The organism is Gelidibacter algens (genome assembly GCF_001678675.1).
Lineage (GTDB): Bacteria > Bacteroidota > Bacteroidia > Flavobacteriales > Flavobacteriaceae > Gelidibacter > Gelidibacter algens.
On sequence record NZ_LZRN01000007.1, the window covers coordinates 100,763 to 123,204 of the forward strand.

The following is a 22,442-nucleotide window of genomic DNA, read 5'->3' on the forward strand; positions in this document are numbered from 1 at the left end:
CATGAAATCATTCTTATGTTTTTGCCTGCTTTATGTTGCTGGGATGTTCACCACAATAGCGCAACCGTTTTACGAATCTTATGATTGGGATGCTGATCCAAAATATTCCAAAAACGGACTTGCCGAAGAATACATGGCATCATTAAAAGAAAAAATAGTATCAGAATTTTATTTTGATGGCGATGGTGGTTTGGTAGAATATTTTCTGGAGCATAAGGTCTATTATCTCAATTCTGACGACAGTATTGAAGAATTCAACAAAGTGTATTTGCCTTATGCGTCAGATTCAGAATTGCAATTAAACAAAGCAAGAGTCATAACAGCTTCAGGTCAAGTGATCAATTTGGACGACTCTAAGATCCTAACTGCCACCAACGAAGAAACCAACAACACGTATAAGTATTTTGCTTTTGAAGGTATTGAAAAGGGAAGTTTTATTGAGTATTTATATGTAGTTGAGCGCTATCCGGTTTATAAAGGAAAGCGCATTGACTTTCAGTCTAATTTCTTAAAAAGCAATTTGGAGTTTGATGTTTATGCGCCTTCCAATTTGGAGTTTAAGTTCAAAAGTTACAATGGATTGAATGATGTAGAAAACGATACGGTTATTGAGAACAAAAACCATTGGTCATTGAAAATTCCAAAGGCTAAGTTGTTGGAACGGGAAGATCTTGCAGCTTATGATGCGGACAGACAGTTTCTGGTATATGCCTTAGATGAAAACACAGCAAGTAGGGTTAAGGATATCAGTTCTTATGCCAATGTGGCCCAAAACATTTATGATTTTTATAGTCAAGAGGTTTCAAAAAAAGAACAGTCAGAATTAAACAGTTTCTTGAAACAAATCGATTTTAAAGAAGAAGATGCTATCGACGTCAAATTAAGAGCTATTGAATCATTCATAAAAACCAATATTTTCATTGCAGAAGGCAGCAATGAACAATTAGCATCACTATTGGATGTACTCAAAGATAAGGTAGCCAATGAAAGAGGTATCATCAAATTGTATGCAGCTATTTTTAATCAATTGCATATAAAATTCGAGTTTATCTATACCTGCGAACGTGATTATATGCGTTTTGATAAGGACTTTGAAGCCAATAACTTTTTGTTGGAAGCTCTTTTTTATTTTCCGAAGACAAAAAAATACATGTCACCAACGGAGACGGGTTCTCGTTACGGATTTCCGCCGCCTTATTTAACGGACACTTATGGTTTGTTTATCAAAGAAGTTGCCATTGGAGATTTTAAATCGGCAGTTGGTAAAGTGGAATATATCAAGCCAGTAGAAGCTGAAAATACAACCGACAAAATGCTTATTGAGGTGTCCTTTGATGCTGATGATTTGACCATCGTCAATATAAAATTGGATAAATCTTTAGCAGGCTATTATGGGATGTACATTCATCCGTTTATGGATTTGATCAAGCCTGAAGACAAAGATGAGCTTATCAAGGGGTTTGCAAAAAACATTGATGCAGGTGCTGATATCAAAAACAAAATGGTCAATAATGGAAGCCCAAAATTATTTGGCATAGAGCCTTTGCAATTTATACTTGATTTTAATTCCAGCGCATTTGTGGAAAAAGCAGGGCGGAAATATTTATTTAAAGTTGGTGATTTGATAGGTCAACAAATGGAAATGTACCAAGAAAAGAAACGCATTTTACCATTAGAAAACGAATTTCAGCGCAGTTATTTCAGAACCATGACTATAGCAGTTCCTGAAGGTTATAGGTTTGCAAATTTGGAGGACATCAATATTGAAAATTTTTATACTATGAATGGCAAAGAATTATTAAGTTTCAAATCGTCATATCAGTTGGAGGGCAATACGCTCACTATTACGGCAAATGAGCACTATAAGGTCAACCATATCAGTGCTGATATGTATGAAGATTATAGAAAAGTGATCAATAGTGCTGCTGATTTTAATAAAGTTACTCTGGTGTTAGAACCGAAGTAATGGTTATGTTATAGAATGTCTATTGTGACATTTAAGGTAAAAAATGCTACATTTTCTTAACGCGCCAAATTTGCATAAGGTGTTCATCTGAAAAGCCCCACTAAAAAATTTTTAGCGGGGCTTTCATTTATCTGAATCCTAGAACAAATGCTAGGAATGCCATTTAATAGTAATAAACGATATTAATCAACAAAAAATATTGATCGATTTGGAACAATGATATCGTTGACGATATGTATGATTCCATTTGAAGCCTCTATATCAGACCTGATTATTTTAGCGCCGCCTATAAAGACATTGTCATAGGTGTCTCTAGAAACCGATATTTCATCGGGAGACGAGCCCGTCATAACCTGAGAATCTTTGAAATCGAATTTCATATGCTTTTTAGGCGTGATATGATATTGCACGAATTCAACCAATTTTGTTCGATTCTTAGGATCTGTCAACTCTGAAAATCGTTCTATAGATATATCACGAAAGGCATCGTTAGTGGGTATAAATACCGTGTGATCGTCGGTCATTATCATAGAAGGCGCAAGACCTGATAATGTCACCAAATTCACAAAGGTTGAGAGGTTTGGATCCATAGAGGCCAAATCTAGTGTTGTGTAATTTTTAGTATTGTCGACCTTTTCAAAAACTTTATTGCCGGCCCATTGCGCATTGGCGGTAAAGTTAAAGACAAATAGGATCAAACCTAACGCGAAAAAATTTCTTAATTTTGTTTTCATAATTTAATGTTTTAATAATTAATAATGTCCTTCCAATGAAGGCTGAAATGATATTGAAATAGAGGTGTAATCTGTTTCAACATAGTCAAAGTAAAACATAACCTACTCAGGGGTTGACTTTTATGCCATTATTATTGACGCATTTAGCTTTCTATAGGCGAATACAGAGTTTTATCCAATTTTGAAGTGTGAGGAATCCTTAACCTTGCTAAAATGTACGCGAGCTCTGAAGGCAGTTATGACCTATAAATGTTCGTTAGGCTAAAGTGCTATACCTTATCAATATCTGGCTTAATCAAGATTAGTACATTCTATCTGCATTTTAAAATAAGCTTCCTGAAATAATCTAAGACTCTACAGGTTTTTATAATGCGCACAATTCAACCCATTCAAAATTTCCATTAAGTTAGCTCGTTTGCTGAGCACCTAAAAGATTTTTTTGGTATAATTGTCCATTACTTATGCGCGTTTGTAGGCAAAGCATCTTTCTCGTAACAGTTGTGAATTGTTATAATTATAAAACCAAAAAGAACAGCAGCAACAATTAGAATAGTGCTAACCGGGCCGCTTACGGCAAAAGACATTCGGATTAAAATAGTTGAAATAATGAATCCAGAGTTTCTGATAATTTTATGAAACTGGTCTGTATAAAAGAAGGAAATTAAAAGTAGTACGACATCTACTAAAATCAATACTGTAAAAAATTGGTCAAAGAATAGATTGTTGATGCTTTCAAATGATGGGATCTCATGTGATGAAAATGAAATTTCAATAGACCAATTTATAAGAGTATATAGGGCCATTGTGAAAAATACAGGGATCAAAATAATAGCAATAAGCTTTTTTGTGTTTACGAATTTTACAATTGTAGATTTGATTTCCCCTTGCAATTGCAGTTTTCGTCTACCTTGCTTTTGAAATTGGAATATTAAATAGAATAGTATCAGTGATGCCAGAATATCATAAGTAAATTGAAGATCCTCTTTTATTTCAAACCAATTGGATGAAAGTTCTATGGCCGCTAAATCTTTGAATAATTTCCGAATTATAATCAGCGTAATAATTTCATATTGCTTAGTGATATAGGTTGTAAACGATTTAGGCAAGTAGTAAATTAGAAGATAAACCTCATAAATAAGAATAAATGAAAATGGAGTATATATGGCAGATATAGGGTTTTTAAGTAACTCTGAGGTTGACGTAATGTCTATAAGCTCAAATTTAATAAGGGAGATTATCAGCAAATGGACAAAAAAACTAAATATCGCCACTCTGAGTATAATTTTTCAATCTTTTCTCGAGTATTTTCCGACAAAAGTTTATCGAACAGGAATGGAACTATGTTCTTGTTTATAGTCATAGCAACGTATTTTGCCTAATGGTTATGTATTTAGGAAAAGCTGGTTTGGTTAACAACTAAATTAGTAAAAGAAAACTAGCCAATAACAAATCTGTAGGTTATTTTGAGTACACCTTAATTGCCGCTAACTAGGTATAAGATTTTTTGGATGTGCTTATTTTTAAAAGTGAAATTTTGCCATATTCCATTTCGCCGTTTTGTCTTCCTTTTGGTAAATCTTTCGTTTGCGTCAATTTAATCTTAAACGATTGGCCGGGACTCTTTTTCAGAATCGGTTCAGCTGGTCTATTGAAAATTAAGGAATTCTCTGTCATTCTGATTCATATTCAATTTGAGACTGCTCTTGTAGTTAACTCATTAAAAATCCTATATTTTTTTAATTGAACAAATGAGGCAGTAGTGCTCTGAAGGTGTCTGGAATAATTCAGGTTTGATCTGTTAGTAGCATCCACCACTAAGGCAATCTTTTTCCAGAAAGAGTCTTAGTGAAAATTTTCATTCCTAATGCGTTAAGTGAGAAAATAAGCGAAAAAGAATTAGAAGGTACATTATAGAAATGTTGTACCTGCAAATAAAAAAAAGCTCCAACATTTCTGTTGAAGCCTTTGTAGTACTCAAGGCGGGAATCGAACCCGCACTCCGAAGAACTGGATTTTGAATCCAGCGCGTCTACCAATTCCGCCACTTGAGCAATTATTCGGTAAATATAATTTATTTTTTGTCTCTTAGCAACTTGTGTAATTTTCACAAACTCTATCAAACATTGATAAATCGGACTGCAAAATTATAAAATATTTTTCTACAAACAACTAAAATATCTTTCTTTTATACTTTTTCTGTCCAAATAAATTCCTAAATTTGCAGCCTGTTAAACAAAACGAGCATTAGTTCGTTATAAAACACTCCATTACAAATGCCTAACGTTGCCACAGAAGCCAAAATTTTTGCATGTTCACAGAGTACAGAACTTGCAGAAAAAATAGCAGCCAAATTTGGTGCGCCTCTAGGTAAGGTCATTACGTCAACATATAGTGATGGTGAGTTTCAGCCGTCTTATGAAGAATCCATTAGAGGAACACGGCTTTTTATCATAGGGTCTACGCATCCTGGTCCTAAAAATCTGATGGAGATGTTATTGATGATTGACGCTGCAAAACGTGCCTCAGCAAGACATATTACGGCAGTGTTGCCTTACTTTGGTTGGGCAAGACAGGACAGAAAAGACAAACCAAGAGTGCCTATCGCGGCAAAATTAGTGGCAAAAATGTTGGAGGCAGCTGGTGCAACCCGAATTATCACCATGGATTTGCATGCGGATCAAATTCAGGGCTTCTTTGAAAAACCAGTGGACCATTTATTTGCATCCACAGTGTTTTTGCCATATTTAAGAAGTTTGAAGCTTAATAATTTGACTATTGCCTCACCTGATATGGGGGGTTCTAAAAGAGCTTATGCTTATTCTAAAGCATTGGAAAGTGATGTGGTTATTTGTTATAAGCAGCGTGAAAAGGCCAATATCATTTCGCATATGGAATTGATTGGTGATGTGACTGGTAAAAATGTGGTCTTGGTAGATGATATGGTGGATACCGCTGGAACATTGACTACTGCTGCTGATTTAATGATGGAGCGCGGTGCCCTGAGTGTTAGAGCTATTTGTACACATCCTATTTTATCAGGAAATGCATATGAACGTTTGGAAAACTCTAAATTGGAAGAATTGATCGTGACAGATTCCATTCCTTTAAAACAAAAAAGTGATAAGATTAGAGTGATCAGTTGCGCAGATTTATTTGCGGAGGTGATGCACAACGTACATTACAACAAATCTATCAGTTCTAAATTTTTGATGTAATAGTAAGAGTCAATAAAAAATAGTAATAAACAATAAGTAGTAATAATTAATAAATAATTTTTTCAAAATGAAATCAATTACAATCAATGGATCTCAAAGAGAAAGCGTAGGCAAAAAGTCAACAAAAGCCTTACGTAATGCTGGTCAGGTTCCTTGCGTATTATACGGAGGAGACGAACCAGTGCATTTCTCAGCACCTGAATTGGCTTTCTCTAAACTGGTTTATACGCCAAGTGCGCATACCGTTGTGATTGCCATAGAAAACGGAACGTCTTTTAATGCAATTATGCAAGACATACAGTTTCACCCAGTAACTGACAGAATCTTACATGTAGATTTTTACCAGTTATTTGAAGACAAGGAAATTAGTATGGAAATTCCTGTTCACATCATTGGAACTTCCAAAGGAGTATTGAATGGTGGTGTTTTAAGAAGAAACCAACGTAAGCTTAGAGTAAAAGCAATACCATCAAATTTACCAGATTTTATTGAGGCTGATATTACACCTCTTAAAATTGGAAGTAAATTGTATATTACTGAATTATCAAGTCCTGATTTTAAATTCTTACACCCAGATAACACTGTAGTTTGTCAAGTAAGACGTTCTAGAGCAAGTGTCGCTGAGTTTGAAGGAGATGATGAAGAAGAACTTGAAGAAGGAGCGGAAGGAGCTGCAGAAGGAGCAGAAGCAACTGAAACTGCTGAAGGTCAAGAATAAATCTTGTTTCACACTATATTTAAAAGCATTCTGTGTATTCAGGATGCTTTTTTTATTAGGGAAACTTTGTTTTGAAAAATTGTAACATACATTCAAAACAGATAGTTCAACTAATCCCGCTTTTTTAACGGGATCTCAGTTTTTAGTAACCAAGGCTCACCTTGGGGGGGTGTCACACCTTATTTTTTAGTCTTACCCAAAATATTTTGTATGAATAATTCTGACCTTTCCACAGGAAAGGTTATTTTTCACTTTGACAAATAGGTTAACGAATAAAAACTATAAAATGCTTAAGTTTTTACACACTATTTTTAAATCATCAAAGCGCTCAACACAAGTTGAAGAAAACTCTATGAAAAAATATCTCATTGTAGGTCTAGGCAATATTGGCAGTGATTATGAAAATACGAGGCACAATATTGGTTTTAAAATCTTGGATCATTTTGCTAAAAAGGAAAGTTTAACTTTTGAGACCCTAAAACTGGGAGACGTCACCGTCTATAAATTTAAAGGACGCCAATTCATCTTTTTGAAGCCCAGTACGTATATGAATTTAAGTGGAAAGGCCATCCTATATTGGTTGAACAAAGAGAATGTGCCTTTAGAAAATTTAATGATCATAACTGATGATTTGAATTTGCCATTTGGCACTATTCGTCTCAAAACAAAAGGCAGTGCTGGTGGCCACAATGGTTTAAAGGATACCCAAGACAAATTACAAACTAATACGTACAATCGCTTTAGATTTGGAATTAGTGATGCTTTCAGTACAGGCAGACAGGTAGATTATGTTTTGGGGGAATGGACGCCAGAAGAAGAAGCTAAATTAACAGAACGTCTGGATAAATCTATAGAGCTTATTAAGTCCTTTGGAACTGCTGGGATAAATATCACCATGAATACATTTAATGGACAGTGAATTTGAGATGTGATTGTTACAAATAAAAAAAGCATCAAAGTGTTTTGATGCATTTTTTATGTTTTAGTTTAAGAATTATTCCTGGAAAGCGACGGATGATGTATTGGACCATTCATTTACACTCGCAATGGCATTACTTGTATAATCTACTTCTTTAAGAATTTTATCTGTCCAATAGAACCATTTGCCAACTTTTTTTCCTTGATCATAAGTGGCGGAAACTGTCTTGGTGCCGTTAATATTAAAACTTAACCATTCTCCTTGTAATTTTCCATCTTTGGTATACGATCCAGTTTGACTGACTTCTCCATTGTCATGATAGTAGACCACATCAATAAGATTTGTAGATTTATTCAGTTCTAAAGATCGCTCTTTTTGTGCAAAGGTTAGAGTTGTGAAAAAAAATGATTGAAATAAGGGCTATATTTTTCATGTGAATATTTTATTAAGTTAATACTGACATAACAAATATAATGAAAAATTTACATTAATTACATGTTTAAGTAACATTAAATTAACATTGTAGAGGTAATCAATTGATATTCATTAAATTATAGAGTATTAAAACTATTTATTTGGGCATCAATAGTTGTTAGACTTCAATATAAAATCGGTCAAAAGTGAAGCTTTAAGGTAGATTAGTCTCCTTAGAACATAACCTTTTGATAACATTGTGTTCAATTTAAAAGATGAAATTTGTGCCTTGAATTATATTCGATTTTGATGGAAAATATTTACTTATACATGATTATTGCCCTTGCCATTTTAGCTGTTGCTGATTTGGTAGTAGGGGTCAGTAACGATGCGGTTAATTTTTTAAACTCTGCTCTTGGTTCTAAAGCAGTTTCTTTCAGAACTATCATGATTGTAGCAAGTCTTGGTATCGCCATTGGAGCCATATTTTCCAGTGGGATGATGGAGGTTGCCCGAAAGGGTATTTTTAATCCAGGAGAATTTATGTTTAGCGAGATCATGATTATTTTCATGGCCGTAATGATTACAGATATTTTGTTGTTGGATTTTTTCAACTCCATAGGATTGCCAACGTCCACTACGGTTTCTATCGTATTTGAGTTGCTTGGCGCGTCAGTGGCAATGACCCTGATCAAAATCAGTCATAGTGGTGGTGATTTAGCTGACGTGATGAACTATATCAACACCTCAAAAGTCTCAGAAATTATTTTTGGAATATTGCTCTCAGTAGTTATAGCATTTACAATAGGTGCATTTGTGCAATGGGTTGCAAGATTGCTTCTTTCTTATGATTTTGAAAGGAAAGCCAATTGGGTAGGAGCCTTATTTGGAGGCATCGCTTTAACGTCCATAACCTATTTTATTTTTATCAAAGGGATTGGTGGTACCAATATGGCCAACCAAAGTTATGACCTCATTGGTGGTGAAACTATAAAGGATTTTTTAGAGCATCAAGCGCTGTATATTGCGTCTGCCAGTTTTGTATTTTGGATTGTATTATCCTTTGTTCTGATAAAATTCTTGAAGACCAATATTTATAAAATGGTCATCTTGGTGGGTACTTTTGCATTAGCATTGGCTTTTGCAGGTAATGATTTGGTCAATTTTATTGGGCCTTCAATGGGTGCGTTTCAGGCCTATTCTGATTTTACCAATCCGGCCATCAACACGCTCGGTTTATCAGCTTCAGAGTTTCCAATGGCTAGTTTAAGTGAAAAAGCATCCACCCCAACATTGCTTTTATTGTTGGCAGGCATTGTTATGGTGCTGACCTTATGGTTTTCTTCAAAAGCCAAAAATGTTGTAAAAACATCGATTGATTTAGCAAGCCAAGGAGAAACTAAGGAACGCTTTCAACCAAACTTTTTGTCTCGAAACTTTGTTAGAGCAGCAATGGGAATGTCTCAACTTTCCTCATACATATTACCAAAATCATGGGTAGCGAAAATTGATAAACAGTTTGAAGCCCCTGTTATTAAACTATCTAGAGACAAAGTGCATGAGTTGCCCTCTTTTGATTTGGTAAGAGCTGCAGTAAACCTTATGGTAGCTGCTGTATTAATTGCAATTGCAACGTCTTACAAATTACCGCTATCTACAACATACGTCACGTTTATGGTAGCCATGGGATCTTCTTTAGCGGATAGGGCTTGGGGAGCAGAAAGTGCGGTGTATAGAGTGGCAGGTGTTGTCAATGTTATTGGAGGTTGGTTTTTTACCGCCTTTAGTGCGTTTTTTGCTGCCGCCTTAGTTGCCTATTTGCTTAACTTGAACATTAGTATCATGTTTCCAATCTTGCTGTTGGTCGCTTTTGGCTTGCTCGTGAAAAGTTCACTTGCACACAGTAAAAAATTAAAAGAAACGAAAGCTGAGGATCATTTGAGCAAAACTGAGAGTAGCTCTGTTCAGGGCGTTATCCACGAGAGCGCCAAAAATATTGCCAATGTCGTGAAACGTGGCAACAAAATTTTTACTAATGCCATTAATGGTTTAGCGTTGCAAGACCTCTCATTGCTGAAGAAAAATAAAAAGCAAGTGCGTAAACTTTCTGATGAGGTTGATGAACTGCGAGACAATATCTTTTATTTTATCAAAAATTTGGACGATTCGAGTGTAGGTGCCAGTAATTTTTACATCAATATCTTAGGGTATCTTCAAGATATGACGCAATCTTTGGAGTACATCTCTAAAGTGAGTCACAAACACATCCACAACAATCACAAAAAATTAAAGTTCAGTCAAATAAAAGAACTTAAGGAAGTGGATGAGCGTTTTGAGCGTTTGTTCAACAACACAAGAAATGCTTTTGAATCACACTCTTTTGAAGAAATCGGAATCATCTTAGGTAGAAAAAAGGAAATTATAAGTCTTGTTACAGATAAAATCCAAAAGCAAGTAGAACGTACGCGAACTGAAGAGTCAAGTCCTAAAAATACAACATTGTATTTTAGTATCTTATTGGAAACTAAAGATTTGCTTACGGCAACGATGAATCTTTTGGAAGAATATTATCTGGCGCATGACAGCTCTGTTGAGCCGTTACCTTTTCCAGAGAAGCCTAATAAATAGAAGCTTGCTGAGTTGCTTAATTTTAAAAACCCTTAGTTGATATTGACATCTTCTAAGGGTTTTTTATGACCATCGCAGTGTTGCCAATCGCTTCATCAATGGACAGAAAAAAGGCTAAACAAACAAAGTCATTTAGCCTTTTAATACTATCTGTTATTGCAAGTTATTCTGCAAGTTCTTGGTCTAATTCTTCGTTGACCGATTTTACTTTTGAGCGCAACCACATTTTAAATTTGGCAACCAAAAAGAATAAGATCGGTACGACTATTAAAGTCAGGAATGTAGCAATAAACAATCCATAAATCACGGTCCAAGCCAATGGGCCCCAAAACACCACGTTGTCTCCACCCATATAAATATTGGCGTCAAAATCTTTAAACAAGGTAAAGAAGTTAATGTTTAAACCAATAGCCAACGGAATTAAACCTAAAATTGTGGTTATGGCTGTCAATAGTACAGGACGCAAACGTGCTTTTCCTGCTTTGACGATGCTTTCAAAAAGGTCTTCGGTCTCTAAATAATCGGATTTTTCAAGCCCCAGTTCATACTTTTTTCGTTCGATGAGCAGTTCAGCATAATCCAAAAGTACCACCCCGTTGTTGACCACAATTCCGGCCAAGGAAATAATCCCAACCATAGTCATCATAATCACAAAGGCACTTCCGGTAATCACAATGCCTCCAAACACACCAATAAAACTTAAAAAGATAGCCAACATAATAATGGCTGGTTTTGAAATTGAGTTAAATTGAAAAATCAAAATAAAGAAAATCAATCCGAGACCTGTAAAAAAGGCACCCATCAAAAAGGCCATTTGCTTATTTTGTTCCTCAATCTGTCCCGTGTAATCAATTTTGATGTTCTCTGGCAAGCCTTCATAGCTTCTCATTTCATTTTGAATTTGTGACACTATTGCCCCAGCATCTGTATAACCAGGAGCTAATGCAGAATAGACTGTAACCACACGGTTGGTGCCCTTATGTTTTATGGCACTAAACCCAGAGTTATTTTCGTATTTGATAAGCGTCGATAAAGGAATATTCTTGATCTGACCTTTATTATCCCTAAACGTAATGTTCTGATTGAATAACGCACTCGTGCTGTAACGGTTTTCTTCATTGAAACGGACGTAAATATCAAAATCATCACCGTCTTCCTTGTAAATGCCGGCTTTAGAGCCAAAGATCGAATTGCGCAACTGTTGTCCCACTTGGGAAGAGCTCACGCCAAGTTCTCCAGCTTTTTCACGATCGACGGTAACACGCATGGTGGGTTTATCTTTATTGACGTCAATTTTTAGCTCATCAATACCGGCAACATTTTTGGTATTGATAAATTCGCGCATGTTTTCAGCAGTCGTGATCAGTTGATCGTAGTCATCACCTTCAATTTCAATGTTAATAGGTGATCCTGCCGGGGGTCCATTGGCATCTTTTTCTACAGAGATCAAAACCCCAGGATAAATACCCACTAAAGCTTCCTGTACTTTTTGGCGCAACAATTCGCTATCAGCACCTTTTCGGTATTTATACTCACGCATAGAAGCCGTGATTTTTGCTTTGTGTGGCATTTCGGCAGCAGATCCCATATCTGCTTGTGGATTTCCAGCACCTTCGCCAACTTGAGAAACCGCACTTTCTACCAAAAAGTTAAAGTCGCCGTCTTTATATTCACTGTCATTGATCACATTATATACACGCTTTTCAATTTGTTTGGTAATCGCATTGGTTTTTTCAATGGCTGTACCTTGTGGGTATTCAATGTAGACAATAATTTGATTTGGCTTATTGTCTGGGAAAAACTCGACTTTTGTTCGTTGGGAAGATAGAGAGGCGCCAAATGCCACAAATGCCAAAATCAACAACACAAAAGTCCCAATGCTCAGCACATAGGGCATTTTGCCTGAAAGCGATCGGCGCAGTTGACGCTCATACCAGTTTTCCAATTTAACAAGCGTATAATTTTGAAAATTGTTGGCCCACCTTCTTAGGAAAAAACGATAGACCCAAAGCATGATGGCCGTAATAATCATAATGGTCCCAAGTGCGCGATATTCTCCCGCTACAAAAAAGACAATCAGTCCCAGAACCGCCATGACACTTGTCGTGATGATGATACGTTTTAATGGCATGTTTTTATCTTCAATACTCATGAATTGCGACACCAAAACGGAGTTGAAAAATATGGCCACAAATAGTGATGATCCCAAAACGACAGATAAGGTTATCGGTAAAATCATCATAAATTCGCCCATGATGCCTGGCCATAATCCTAAAGGGATAAAAGCGGCAACCGTTGTGGCTGTTGAAATGATAATAGGGAAGGCAATCTCACCAATCCCTTTTTTTGCAGCTTCCAAACGGCTCATACCTTCTTCGTCCATAAGACGATATACGTTTTCAACTACAACAATTCCGTTGTCAACCAACATCCCGAGGCCCATAATCAACCCGAAAAGCACCATAGTATTTAAACTCTGGCCCAGAAAATCCAAGATCATTAAAGACATGAACATAGACATAGGTATCGCAAACCCAACAAAAATGGCATTTTTGAAACCTAAAAAGAACATTAAGACAGTTACTACCAAGATCACCCCAAAAATGATATTGTTGACCAAATCATCAACCTGACCAATGGTTACGGAAGATTGATCATTGGCTATGGTAATTTTAAGATCAGGAGGGAAGACCTCTTTTTTTGCTTTCTCAACAATGGCTGTTATTTGTTCTACCGCTGCCACCATGTTTTTTCCAGCACGTTTCTTAACATCCAACATCACAACGGGCTCTCCAAACTCACGCGCAAACGTGGTTTTATCTTCCTCATGGAACGTCACCGTTGCTACATCTTTGAGATAAATAGCATTGCCATCTTCTGACTTAACGACAAAGTTTTCCAATTCTTTAGGTGACGTGATTTCACCCAAAATACGGATGGTACGTCGTTGTCCACTAGCAATTAAATTTCCTGCAGACATAGTAACGTTTCCGCCCTTAATCGCACCAATGATGTCATTGAAATTAACTTCTGACGCCATCATTTTGTAGATGTCCACGGCTATTTCTACTTCTTTGTCCTGCGCCCCGCGAATGTCTGCTTTTTTGATTTCTTGGATGTCTTCAATTTCATCCTGAAGATATTCGGCAAATTCCTTGAGTTTTTCAACCGTGTAATCGCCGGAGATATTGATGTTAAGAATGGGCATTTCCTCTGAAAGGCTCAATTCAAAAACATCAGGCTTAACTTTGGCGTCATTAAATGTTGGCCAATCTTCACCAGCGGTTTCACTGTCTATTTCGTCCTTTACTTTTTGTTTAGCTTGTTCAACCGTGATATTTTCATCAAATTCAACCACAACCATAGAAAAATCCTCTTGGGATGTTGAGGTGATGTCCACGACATTACTGACCGTTTTCAATTTATCCTCCAGCGGATCAGTAATTAGTTTCTCAATGTCTTCTGCAGTGTTTCCAGGGAAAACAGAACTGACGTAAATTTTAGTTTCATTGACCTCTGGGAAACTTTCCCTTGGCATATTGAAAAACGCAGCAATACCCAAATAAAAAATTACGGCAATAAGCACATACATTGTGGTCTTATTGTTGATGGCCCATGAAGACAAACCAAATTCTTTGTCTACTTGCTTTTTCTTCTTAGTCATTCTGTTTGTTGTCAATAGTTAATACTTCTACAGTTTGTCCATCTTTCACACTTCTGGCGCCTTCCTGAATGAGTTCTGCATTGTTTTCTATGCCTTCTAAAACTTCAATTTCATCACCTTGTGTTCGTCCTGTTTTGATGATGACTCTTGATGCAGTACCTTGATTTTTGTCGTTTTTGTCCTTTATGATATATACATATTGTTCACCTTCAGCATTTTCAGAAATAATACTTTGAGGGATCAACAATGCATTTTCACTGGTATAATCGTTGATTTTTAGACGTGCTGTTAAATTTGGCTTAATTTCTTTATCCTTGTTTGGGATGGCCACTTCAGCTTTAAATGTGCGGTTTGAAGGATTGATAACATTACTGGTTTGGCGCACCTTGGCCATAATGGTTTTGCCTAGTATTGGAAAATTGACTTCAACATCTTTTCCTTTCGTTATACTATTGACATAGCGCTCAGGAACTTCAGTTTCAATATACATCTCGTCTAAATTCACAATACGCATCAGTTGCGTTTGCCCGGCAGCAACAACGCTTCCTTGTTCTGTGATCACATCATCAATAGTACCTGAAAAAGGCGCTTTGATGATAGTTTTAGAGATTTGTTGCTCCAATTGGCTGACGGCTTTAGATTGTCCTTCATAGTTGGATTTTGCTTGAAGGAACTGAATTTCACTACCTATCTTTTGATCCCATAACCTTTTTTGACGCTCGAAAGTGGTTTTGGCTAAATCGGCTTGAATTTGTTGTTGTGCCAATTGTTGTGCCAATCCACCATCATCAATTTTACCTAAAGTTTGACCTTTGCTCACGCGCTGTCCTTCTTTTACATAAACATTGGTAAGAATGCCATTGTACTCTGGTGTGATGACCATGAGGTTTTTGGTGGTGACATTACCTTGTAATTCCAATACGTGATTGAATTCTTCAGGATTTGCTTTAAAAGTGGTGATTAGCGGAATGTTTTTAGTGGTATCCAACACTGATATTTTTTCATCTAGTAACATGATTTTATCGTGAAGTACTTGTTGGTCATCTACCAGTTCTGCTCTTTTTTTTCTGATAGTTTCAAGGTTGTTACTTTCCAGTACCTTTTCTACGGTATTATTCTTGCCGTCTCCACAGGAAGTGATAAGAAAGGTCGTGATAAGAATTACAAATATATTTTTCATACTCTAAAGTTTCTTTTGGTTGTTTAATTGGACTGTGTTTAATGAAGTTTCTAACTCAGCTTTTGCCTTAATGACATCCAGCATGGCTTGTAAAAATTCTTGTTGTGCGCTGTACAATTGTGTTTGGGCCTGACGTAAATCAAAACTTGAAGAAATACCTTCAAAGAATTTGGTTTGGTTCTTTGCTTCAATACGCTCTGCAAGCATTAAATTCTGCTTTTTGTTGTCGTAGTCTTCTATGGCGAATTGATAATCGCTTTTAGCTGCAGTAATTTCAAATTGAATGGTTTGTTCCTTTTCAATAAGATCGATTTCAGCTTTTTGTAAATTTATTTCCGCTCGTTGGGTGGCGGCGCTTCGCATTCCGGAACTGAAAATTGGAATATTAAGGTTGAGACCAAATAAAGAGGATCCAAACCACATTTGCTCTTTTTTAGTGAACGTAAAATCATCGCTAAAAGCTGAATATCCGCCGTTGATGAAAGCATCGAGCGTTGGTAAAGCCTTGCTTTTTTCCAATTTCAATAAGAGTTCTTTTGTGACCTTATCATTTTCTGCAATTTGGTAATCGATAGTGTTTTCAACATTGGCCTCAGTTTCTAACAATTCTAAAGAAATGTTTTCTTTAGTGAGGCGTTCTAAATCATCGACTAAAATTGTTGGCCGATTGATATCCAACCCAAGGGTTATATTGAACATTTGATAGGCCAGAGTTTTCATTCTGGTCACATTGTTCAAATTACTTTCAACACCTGCAAGTGTAATTTGTAATTGCTCTACACTTTCTTCCTCTTCTAAACCATTCTCAAAAATTTTGGTAGTTTCTTCAAGATTCTTTTGAAGAACCGCAAGATTGCGCTGTAGAATTTGAACACTTTCTTCAGCTAATAGAACATTGCCGTAAGCATTGATCACTCCTTTACGGACTTCTAAGTCTGTTTTAGTTTTGGCGTTTTCTGATATCTCCAAAAATACTTTGGCCGATTGAAGCGCTACAAGATAAGAGCCATCAAACACCTTTTGAGATAAGGTAGCAGTGGCATTCATGCTTTGCTTGGTACCAAAAACGATTTCAGCAAACTCTCCAGGATTGCCGCCAAAAAATTCGGCAGGAATAACTTGCACCTGCTGTTTTAAAAAGTTTTGATAGTCTACTGCTGCGCTTACTTGAGGCAGTCCGGTTGCTGTAGTTTCCCATTTCTGGGCTTTGGCCGCCTCAATATCCAATTGCGCATTCATAGAATTACGGTTGTTTTGCAGGGCAAAATCAATGGCTTCCTGCAGGCTAAACCCTTTGGGTGCCTCTTGTGAGAATCCGACAAACGGAAGCAGGATCATTAAAATAATATAAAACTTAGTCGTCATTTGGTTGTAATTGATTGTTGATGAATTTTTTTAAAACAGTTAAACCCGTGTCTGTTACAATGGCTCTTAAGTGATATTCAAGATAACTTTCCATTAAATATTCCATAGAGAAAAGATCGTGCGGAAAAATATGTTCGTCCTTTATACCAGACATGCCGTTGAAATACATGCGCGAAATAAAATCGATATCAATGTTGCGTCTAAAGAGGCCGGTTTCAACCCCTTTTTTGATGCTCTCCTTTACTGAGACTTGCATTTTTTGAAATTGTTTCAATTGTAAACGCTGATAGATTTGCGGGTAATATTTTTTTAATTGGAATTGAGGGGATGTTTTTTCATTCTTTAAAAAGGTCATGGCATACATCTTAATGTCATACAATTCTTCTATAGGATTGATAGAAGCTTCACAAATACAGTCAATGCCGTTGCAAATGTTCTCAAAAACAGAAAATGTAGTAGCTTCAATCAATTTCGTTTTGTTTTCAAAATGTACGTATATGGTTTTCTTTGAGATGCCCATTTCATTGGCAATATCATCCATAGTGACGCTTTTGAAACCTAGTGTCAGAAACAATTCCGTAGCTATATTTATTATTTTTTCTCTCATAACTGGCTGCAAATGTACAATAGGAAACTTTAAAAACAAAAAAAGTTTCCAAAGTTTAATGAAATTTATTATAGATTTTTAGGCTTGTTTTACTAAAGGTATTTGCCTTATTTTGCTGTATGCAAAATATTTCTTTTTACCATACTGCCTTTATTGATTATTTAGAAGCTAAAATTGAAGTAAAGGAGCCAGCCTCGCTTTATGATCCCATCCATTATATTCTCGATTTAGGGGGTAAACGTTTACGGCCGTTGTTGACTCTTATGACTGCTGATGCTTTTAATGGCGATTATAAAGAAGCACTGAATGCTGCCTTGAGCGTTGAAATATTCCATAACTTCTCACTGATTCATGATGACATTATGGATGACGCACCATTGCGTCGTGGTAAGGCGACCGTTCATGAAAAGTGGGATATCAATACAGGTATTTTATCTGGAGATGCTATGCTGATTATGGCCTATCAGCTTTTTGAATATTATGAGGCCAATACCTTCCAAGAATTAGCTAAACTGTTCAGTAAAACTGCATTGCAGGTTTGTGAAGGTCAGCAATATGATATGGATTTCGAAAACAGAGATGACGTCTTTGTGGCCGATTATCTTAAAATGATAGAGTTCAAAACGGCAGTGTTGGTTGGTGCTGCCATGAAAATGGGTGCTATTGTTGCAGGAGCTTCAAATAAAGATCAAGACCATATTTATGAATTTGGAAGATTGTTAGGCATAGCGTTTCAGCTTCAGGACGATTATTTGGATGCGTTTGGAGATCCAAAAACTTTTGGAAAGCAAGTAGGTGGTGATATCATCGAAAATAAAAAGACCTTTTTGTTTTTAAAAGCTCTTGAATTTTCTAATGATGACGATCAATTGCAGTTACAGCACTTGTTTGGCATTAATCCTTCTGATGCCACTGATAAAATTGAAACTGCTAAACAGATTTTTCAGTCTAGTGGCTCTGCAGATGCGACACGGAAGGAAATTGAAAATTATACTAAGCAGGCATTTTCAGTGTTGGATGAACTTTCAATTCCTGAAGACAAAAAAGAAATGCTCAAACAATTTGGTCATGATTTAATGAATAGAAGAGTATAAATACCATGGAAAATTTACAAACCTTTGATGATTTGGTCGGGCAGGCCAACAAGATGCAGCTTTATACAAAACTTGTAGAGCAGCTCAATAAAGATTTGTCTTTGGCGAACGTTAATTTAGAGTTCGATCCTGCGGTTTTGCCAACAAGTCTCAAATTGTTGCTCCATGAAAAAGTGTACCACCTTATTCAGGAAAAATTTATGGACTATCTTAATTTGCTCTATATTGTTGATGTTTCAGAAGAAAAAATAAGAGCATTGGATGGAAATGATGCCTTGCAATTGTCAGAAAACGTGACGTTTTTGCTCCTTAAACGGGAATGGCAAAAAGTGTATTACAGGAGTACATTCCCATCCTAAATTCTTCCCGAAGGGAAGGACTTTTTCTCATGCCAAATTAAAAAAATTTAGTGGTGTTTGAATCTGCAATCACATAGCAGTTCCCTTCCTTCGGGAAGGGTTAGGATGGATTTTAAAAATAAACCCTCACAAAAGGCGCCCAAGCATCGGCATAAATACTTTTATATTTATCGTACAGTACATCATATCTGATCCCTATGGCAACATTGCGAGATCTGTAACCAATACCAACAAAGAGGGCAGGATACCAATAATTTTCATCTGCAATAGCAAATCGTTCCTCCCAGTTTCTGCTAACATTTAGCTCTTCAAACTCAGCCGACAGTTGAATTTCTTGTATGGGATTGTACAAACCAATCAGGCTACCGCCAAAAACGGTCGATTTATAAAAATTCTTCTGCGTATTGTAAGTGGCATTAAGTCCAACGCCCAAAGCGAATTGGTCATCAAATTCGTAAATGGCACTCGGGGCAAGCGTTCCACTAAAAAAACCATCACCAAAACTTAGTCCAATGCCACCTCCAAAACGAACATGCGTCCAGAAATCAGACGAAGCGCTAGAGGCGTTTAATTGTGCGAGTGTATTCAAGGAAAAGGATGCTATCAAAAGGAAAAGAAATAGGTTTTTATAAGGTGTAAATGGCATAAAATTGCTATTTTGTTTATTGATGCAGTTATACCATATAAATATACTAAAAGCAATTCTTATTTTGGTAAAAGTTGTATTTTTGAGAAAAATTTGAGAACACCTGAACGTTTTACCAAAAATAATGGATAAATATTCCTTTTTAAACGCCGCGCACTCAGCTTACTTTGCTGAATTATACGATCAATACTTACAAAACCCTGATACTGTTGAACCGAGCTGGAGAGCCTTTTTTCAAGGTTTTGATTTTGGCTCTGAAAACAGTGAAACAACTTATGATGAGGGAGAGGTTTGTATCTCGCCAGAAGTTCCTGAACTCATGCAAAAGGAGTTTAATGTGGTGCGGTTGATGGATGGTTACAGAAATAGAGGACATTTATTTACAAAAACCAACCCTGTTAGAGAACGCCGCAAATATGAGCCTACTTTGGCACTTGAGAATTTCGGACTTTTAAAAGAGGATCTTAAAACGATTTTTTCTGCTGGAGAGATTTTGGGGATAGGCCCACAGACTTTGGAAAGCATTATTAACCATCTTGAAAAGATTTACTGTTCTTCCATTGGTGTGGAATATATGTATATCAGGAATCCGAAAGAAATAGAATGGATTCAGAAAAAATTGAACATCAATGACAATCAGCCTAAATTTTCTTCTGAAGAAAAAAAACATATTTTAACGAAACTAAATGAAGCCGTTGCTTTTGAAAGCTTTTTGCATACCAAATACGTAGGGCAAAAGCGCTTTTCACTTGAAGGTGGAGAATCTTTAATACCGGCACTTGATACACTCATTGAAAATGCCGCAGAACTAGGCGTCAAGGAATTTGTGATGGGAATGGCTCACCGTGGTCGGTTGAGTACGCTGATTAATATTTTCGGAAAATCTGCGAAAGATGTTTTTAGTGAATTTGATGGGAAAGATTACGAACAGGAAATTTTTGATGGTGATGTCAAGTACCACTTAGGCTGGACTAGTAATAGAGAGTCTAAAGGCGGTAAAAAAATAAATTTGAATATTGCGCCAAATCCTTCGCATTTAGAAACTGTAGGAGCAGTAGTTGAAGGGATTGCCAGAGCTAAGCAAGATGATAAATATCTTGATAACCCATCTCAGGTACTGCCTATCATTGTGCATGGAGATGCTGCTATTGCAGGACAAGGGATAGTTTACGAAGTGATTCAAATGGTTAATTTGGAGGGCTACAAAACCAACGGAACAATCCATATTGTGATCAATAACCAAATTGGGTTTACCACTAACTATCTAGATGCACGTTCAAGTACCTACTGTACGGATGTTGCAAAAGTAACGTTGTCTCCAGTGCTGCACGTCAATGCTGATGATGTTGAAGCGGTGGTTCATGCTATGTTGTTTGCCCTAGATTTTAGAATGACCTTTAAACGCGATGTGTTTATTGATCTTTTAGGCTATAGAAAATATGGCCACAATGAAGGCGATGAACCTCGTTTTACGCAACCAAAATTATATAAAGCCATTGCAAACCATGAAAATCCGAGAGATATTTATGCGGCCAAGTTATTAGAAGAAGGTGTGGTTGATAAGGATTTTGTTCAAAAACTTGAAGAGGCCTATAAGGCGTCCTTAGAAGAAGAATTGGAAGATTCCCGAAAGGAAGAAAAAACGGTGATTACGCCATTTATGCAAGATGAATGGACCGGTTTTGATTATGCTGATGAGAATAGAATGATGGAAACCATCGATACGACTTTTTCTGAAGAAAAATTGTCGCAAATCGCTGATGTCATTTCTACCTTACCAAAAGATAAAAAATTCATCCGTAAGATCGAACGTCTGGTTGAGTCTCGTAGAACTGTTTTTGATGAGAACAAACTTGATTGGGCCATGGCTGAGCATTTGGCTTATGGTACGCTATTGGAAGAAGGTCATGACGTGCGTATGTCTGGACAAGATGTTGAGCGTGGAACTTTCTCACACCGCCACGCTGTGGTTAAGGTTGAAGACAGTGAAGAAGAGATCGTGCTATTAAATCATATTAGTGATGACCAAGGTAAATTCTATATTTACAACTCTTTACTTTCTGAATATGGCGTTGTTGGTTTTGACTATGGTTACGCCATGGCAAGCCCAAAAACATTAACCATTTGGGAGGCGCAATTTGGAGATTTCAGTAATGGAGCCCAAATCATGTTGGATCAATATATTTCAGCGGCAGAAGATAAATGGAAGTTGCAAAACGGACTCGTCATGTTATTGCCGCATGGATACGAAGGCCAAGGTGCCGAACATTCTTCTGCACGTATGGAGCGTTACTTACAATTGTGTGCAAGCGATAATATGTATGTTGCAGATTGTACAACACCGGCAAATATGTACCATTTGCTAAGAAGACAAGTTAAAGCAAACTTTAGAAAACCGTTAATAGTGTTTACTCCTAAAAGTTTATTACGTCATCCTTTAGTCATTTCTACGGTTGATGAATTTGCAAACGGCAGTTTTCAAATGGTCATTGACGATCACCAGGCAGAAGTTGAAAAGGTAAAAACGCTGGTATTTTTAACCGGGAAGTTCTATTACGATCTATTAGAAGTAAAAGAAGAGCAAAATAGAGACGATATAGCATTGGTAAGAATAGAACAGTTATTCCCGTTACCAGCTAAACAGATGCGAGAGATCTTAAAGAAATATGAACATGCTGATGATGTGGTCTGGGCACAAGAAGAGCCTCGTAATATGGGCGCTTACAGTTTTATGATGATGCATTTTGAAGAGTCTAAATCCTTCAGGATTGCTTCGCGTCGTGCGTACGGTGCGCCGGCGGCAGGAAGCTCAACACGCTCAAAACGCCGTCATAAAGAGGTGATTGATTATGTGTTTGACAAAACCAAGAACAACCAACGCTAAAACAAGTTGTTATTTGGAAGTGTTATAGAATAATATTCTTTGAATTTAT

16 protein-coding genes and 1 tRNA gene are annotated in these 22,442 nt (G+C 36.6%); 8 read left to right on the forward strand and 9 right to left on the reverse strand.

What is annotated here, in order from left to right:
* Window position 1: 1 nt before the first annotated feature.
* Complete coding sequence (locus A9996_RS05030; RefSeq protein ID WP_066431747.1) at window positions 2–1,966, forward strand: DUF3857 domain-containing protein; 1,965 nt, start codon at window positions 2–4, stop codon at window positions 1,964–1,966.
* Between the two features lie 182 nt (window positions 1,967–2,148).
* On the opposite strand, the gene A9996_RS05035 is transcribed toward A9996_RS05030, so the two are convergent.
* From A9996_RS05035 to A9996_RS05050, 3 genes are all read right to left on the reverse strand, one after another.
* Window positions 2,149–2,700, reverse strand: a complete 552-nt coding sequence (locus tag A9996_RS05035) for a fasciclin domain-containing protein (protein WP_066431751.1) — start codon at window positions 2,698–2,700, stop codon at window positions 2,149–2,151.
* A gap of 455 nt (window positions 2,701–3,155) precedes the next feature.
* Window positions 3,156–3,971, reverse strand: coding sequence for a hypothetical protein (locus A9996_RS05040; protein ID WP_346210588.1), 816 nt, complete (start codon window positions 3,969–3,971; stop codon window positions 3,156–3,158).
* 700 nt (window positions 3,972–4,671) lie between these two features.
* A tRNA-Leu gene (locus tag A9996_RS05050) sits at window positions 4,672–4,751 on the reverse strand.
* 222 nt (window positions 4,752–4,973) lie between these two features.
* Here A9996_RS05050 and A9996_RS05055 point away from each other — a divergent pair.
* From A9996_RS05055 to pth, 3 genes are all read left to right on the forward strand, one after another.
* Window positions 4,974–5,915 (forward strand): ribose-phosphate pyrophosphokinase, encoded by a 942-nt coding sequence (locus A9996_RS05055; protein ID WP_066431758.1) that lies wholly within the window; start codon window positions 4,974–4,976, stop codon window positions 5,913–5,915.
* Between the two features lie 67 nt (window positions 5,916–5,982).
* Window positions 5,983–6,633 carry a 50S ribosomal protein L25/general stress protein Ctc gene (locus A9996_RS05060; protein ID WP_066431761.1) on the forward strand — a complete coding sequence of 217 codons (651 nt, stop codon included), beginning with the start codon at window positions 5,983–5,985 and terminating at the stop codon, window positions 6,631–6,633.
* A gap of 286 nt (window positions 6,634–6,919) precedes the next feature.
* Window positions 6,920–7,552, forward strand: a complete 633-nt coding sequence (gene pth, locus A9996_RS05065) for an aminoacyl-tRNA hydrolase (RefSeq protein WP_066431765.1) — start codon at window positions 6,920–6,922, stop codon at window positions 7,550–7,552.
* A gap of 75 nt (window positions 7,553–7,627) precedes the next feature.
* Here the strand turns inward: pth and A9996_RS05070 are convergent, their stop codons facing one another.
* A complete protein-coding gene (locus tag A9996_RS05070; RefSeq protein ID WP_248912320.1) occupies window positions 7,628–7,882 on the reverse strand; it encodes a toxin-antitoxin system YwqK family antitoxin in 255 nt (84 codons plus the stop codon).
* A 393-nt stretch (window positions 7,883–8,275) separates the two neighbouring features.
* On the opposite strand from A9996_RS05070, the gene A9996_RS05075 reads away from it, so the two are divergent.
* A complete protein-coding gene (locus A9996_RS05075; RefSeq protein ID WP_066431772.1) occupies window positions 8,276–10,594 on the forward strand; it encodes an inorganic phosphate transporter in 2,319 nt (772 codons plus the stop codon).
* Between the two features lie 163 nt (window positions 10,595–10,757).
* Here the strand turns inward: A9996_RS05075 and A9996_RS05080 are convergent, their stop codons facing one another.
* The 4 genes from A9996_RS05080 to A9996_RS05095 are packed head-to-tail and all read right to left on the reverse strand — an operon-like array spanning window position 10,758 to window position 17,410.
* Window positions 10,758–14,258 carry an efflux RND transporter permease subunit gene (locus A9996_RS05080; RefSeq protein ID WP_066431775.1) on the reverse strand — a complete coding sequence of 1,167 codons (3,501 nt, stop codon included), beginning with the start codon at window positions 14,256–14,258 and terminating at the stop codon, window positions 10,758–10,760.
* The gene (locus A9996_RS05085) at window positions 14,251–15,438 is read right to left on the reverse strand and encodes an efflux RND transporter periplasmic adaptor subunit (RefSeq protein ID WP_066431777.1); all 1,188 of its coding nucleotides are present in this window, start codon (window positions 15,436–15,438) and stop codon (window positions 14,251–14,253) included. Before A9996_RS05085 ends, A9996_RS05080 begins: the two co-directional genes overlap by 8 nt.
* 3 nt (window positions 15,439–15,441) lie before the next feature.
* The gene (locus A9996_RS05090; RefSeq protein ID WP_066431782.1) at window positions 15,442–16,803 is read right to left on the reverse strand and encodes a TolC family protein; all 1,362 of its coding nucleotides are present in this window, start codon (window positions 16,801–16,803) and stop codon (window positions 15,442–15,444) included.
* Complete coding sequence (locus A9996_RS05095; protein ID WP_066431785.1) at window positions 16,793–17,410, reverse strand: TetR/AcrR family transcriptional regulator; 618 nt, start codon at window positions 17,408–17,410, stop codon at window positions 16,793–16,795. The genes A9996_RS05090 and A9996_RS05095 overlap by 11 nt, the downstream gene beginning before the upstream one ends.
* Window positions 17,411–17,529: 119 nt before the next feature.
* Here A9996_RS05095 and A9996_RS05100 point away from each other — a divergent pair, with 119 nt between their 5' ends.
* Window positions 17,530–18,504, forward strand: a complete 975-nt coding sequence (locus A9996_RS05100) for a polyprenyl synthetase family protein (protein ID WP_066431788.1) — start codon at window positions 17,530–17,532, stop codon at window positions 18,502–18,504.
* Between the two features lie 5 nt (window positions 18,505–18,509).
* The gene (locus tag A9996_RS05105; RefSeq protein WP_066431790.1) at window positions 18,510–18,863 is read left to right on the forward strand and encodes a hypothetical protein; all 354 of its coding nucleotides are present in this window, start codon (window positions 18,510–18,512) and stop codon (window positions 18,861–18,863) included.
* Between the two features lie 112 nt (window positions 18,864–18,975).
* Here A9996_RS05105 and A9996_RS05110 read toward each other — a convergent pair whose 3' ends face one another.
* Complete coding sequence (locus A9996_RS05110) at window positions 18,976–19,509, reverse strand: alpha-ketoglutarate decarboxylase (protein WP_066431793.1); 534 nt, start codon at window positions 19,507–19,509, stop codon at window positions 18,976–18,978.
* A gap of 124 nt (window positions 19,510–19,633) precedes the next feature.
* Between A9996_RS05110 and A9996_RS05115 the strand changes: the two genes are divergently transcribed.
* Window positions 19,634–22,393 (forward strand): 2-oxoglutarate dehydrogenase E1 component, encoded by a 2,760-nt coding sequence (locus A9996_RS05115; RefSeq protein ID WP_066431796.1) that lies wholly within the window; start codon window positions 19,634–19,636, stop codon window positions 22,391–22,393.
* Window positions 22,394–22,442: the final 49 nt, after the last annotated feature.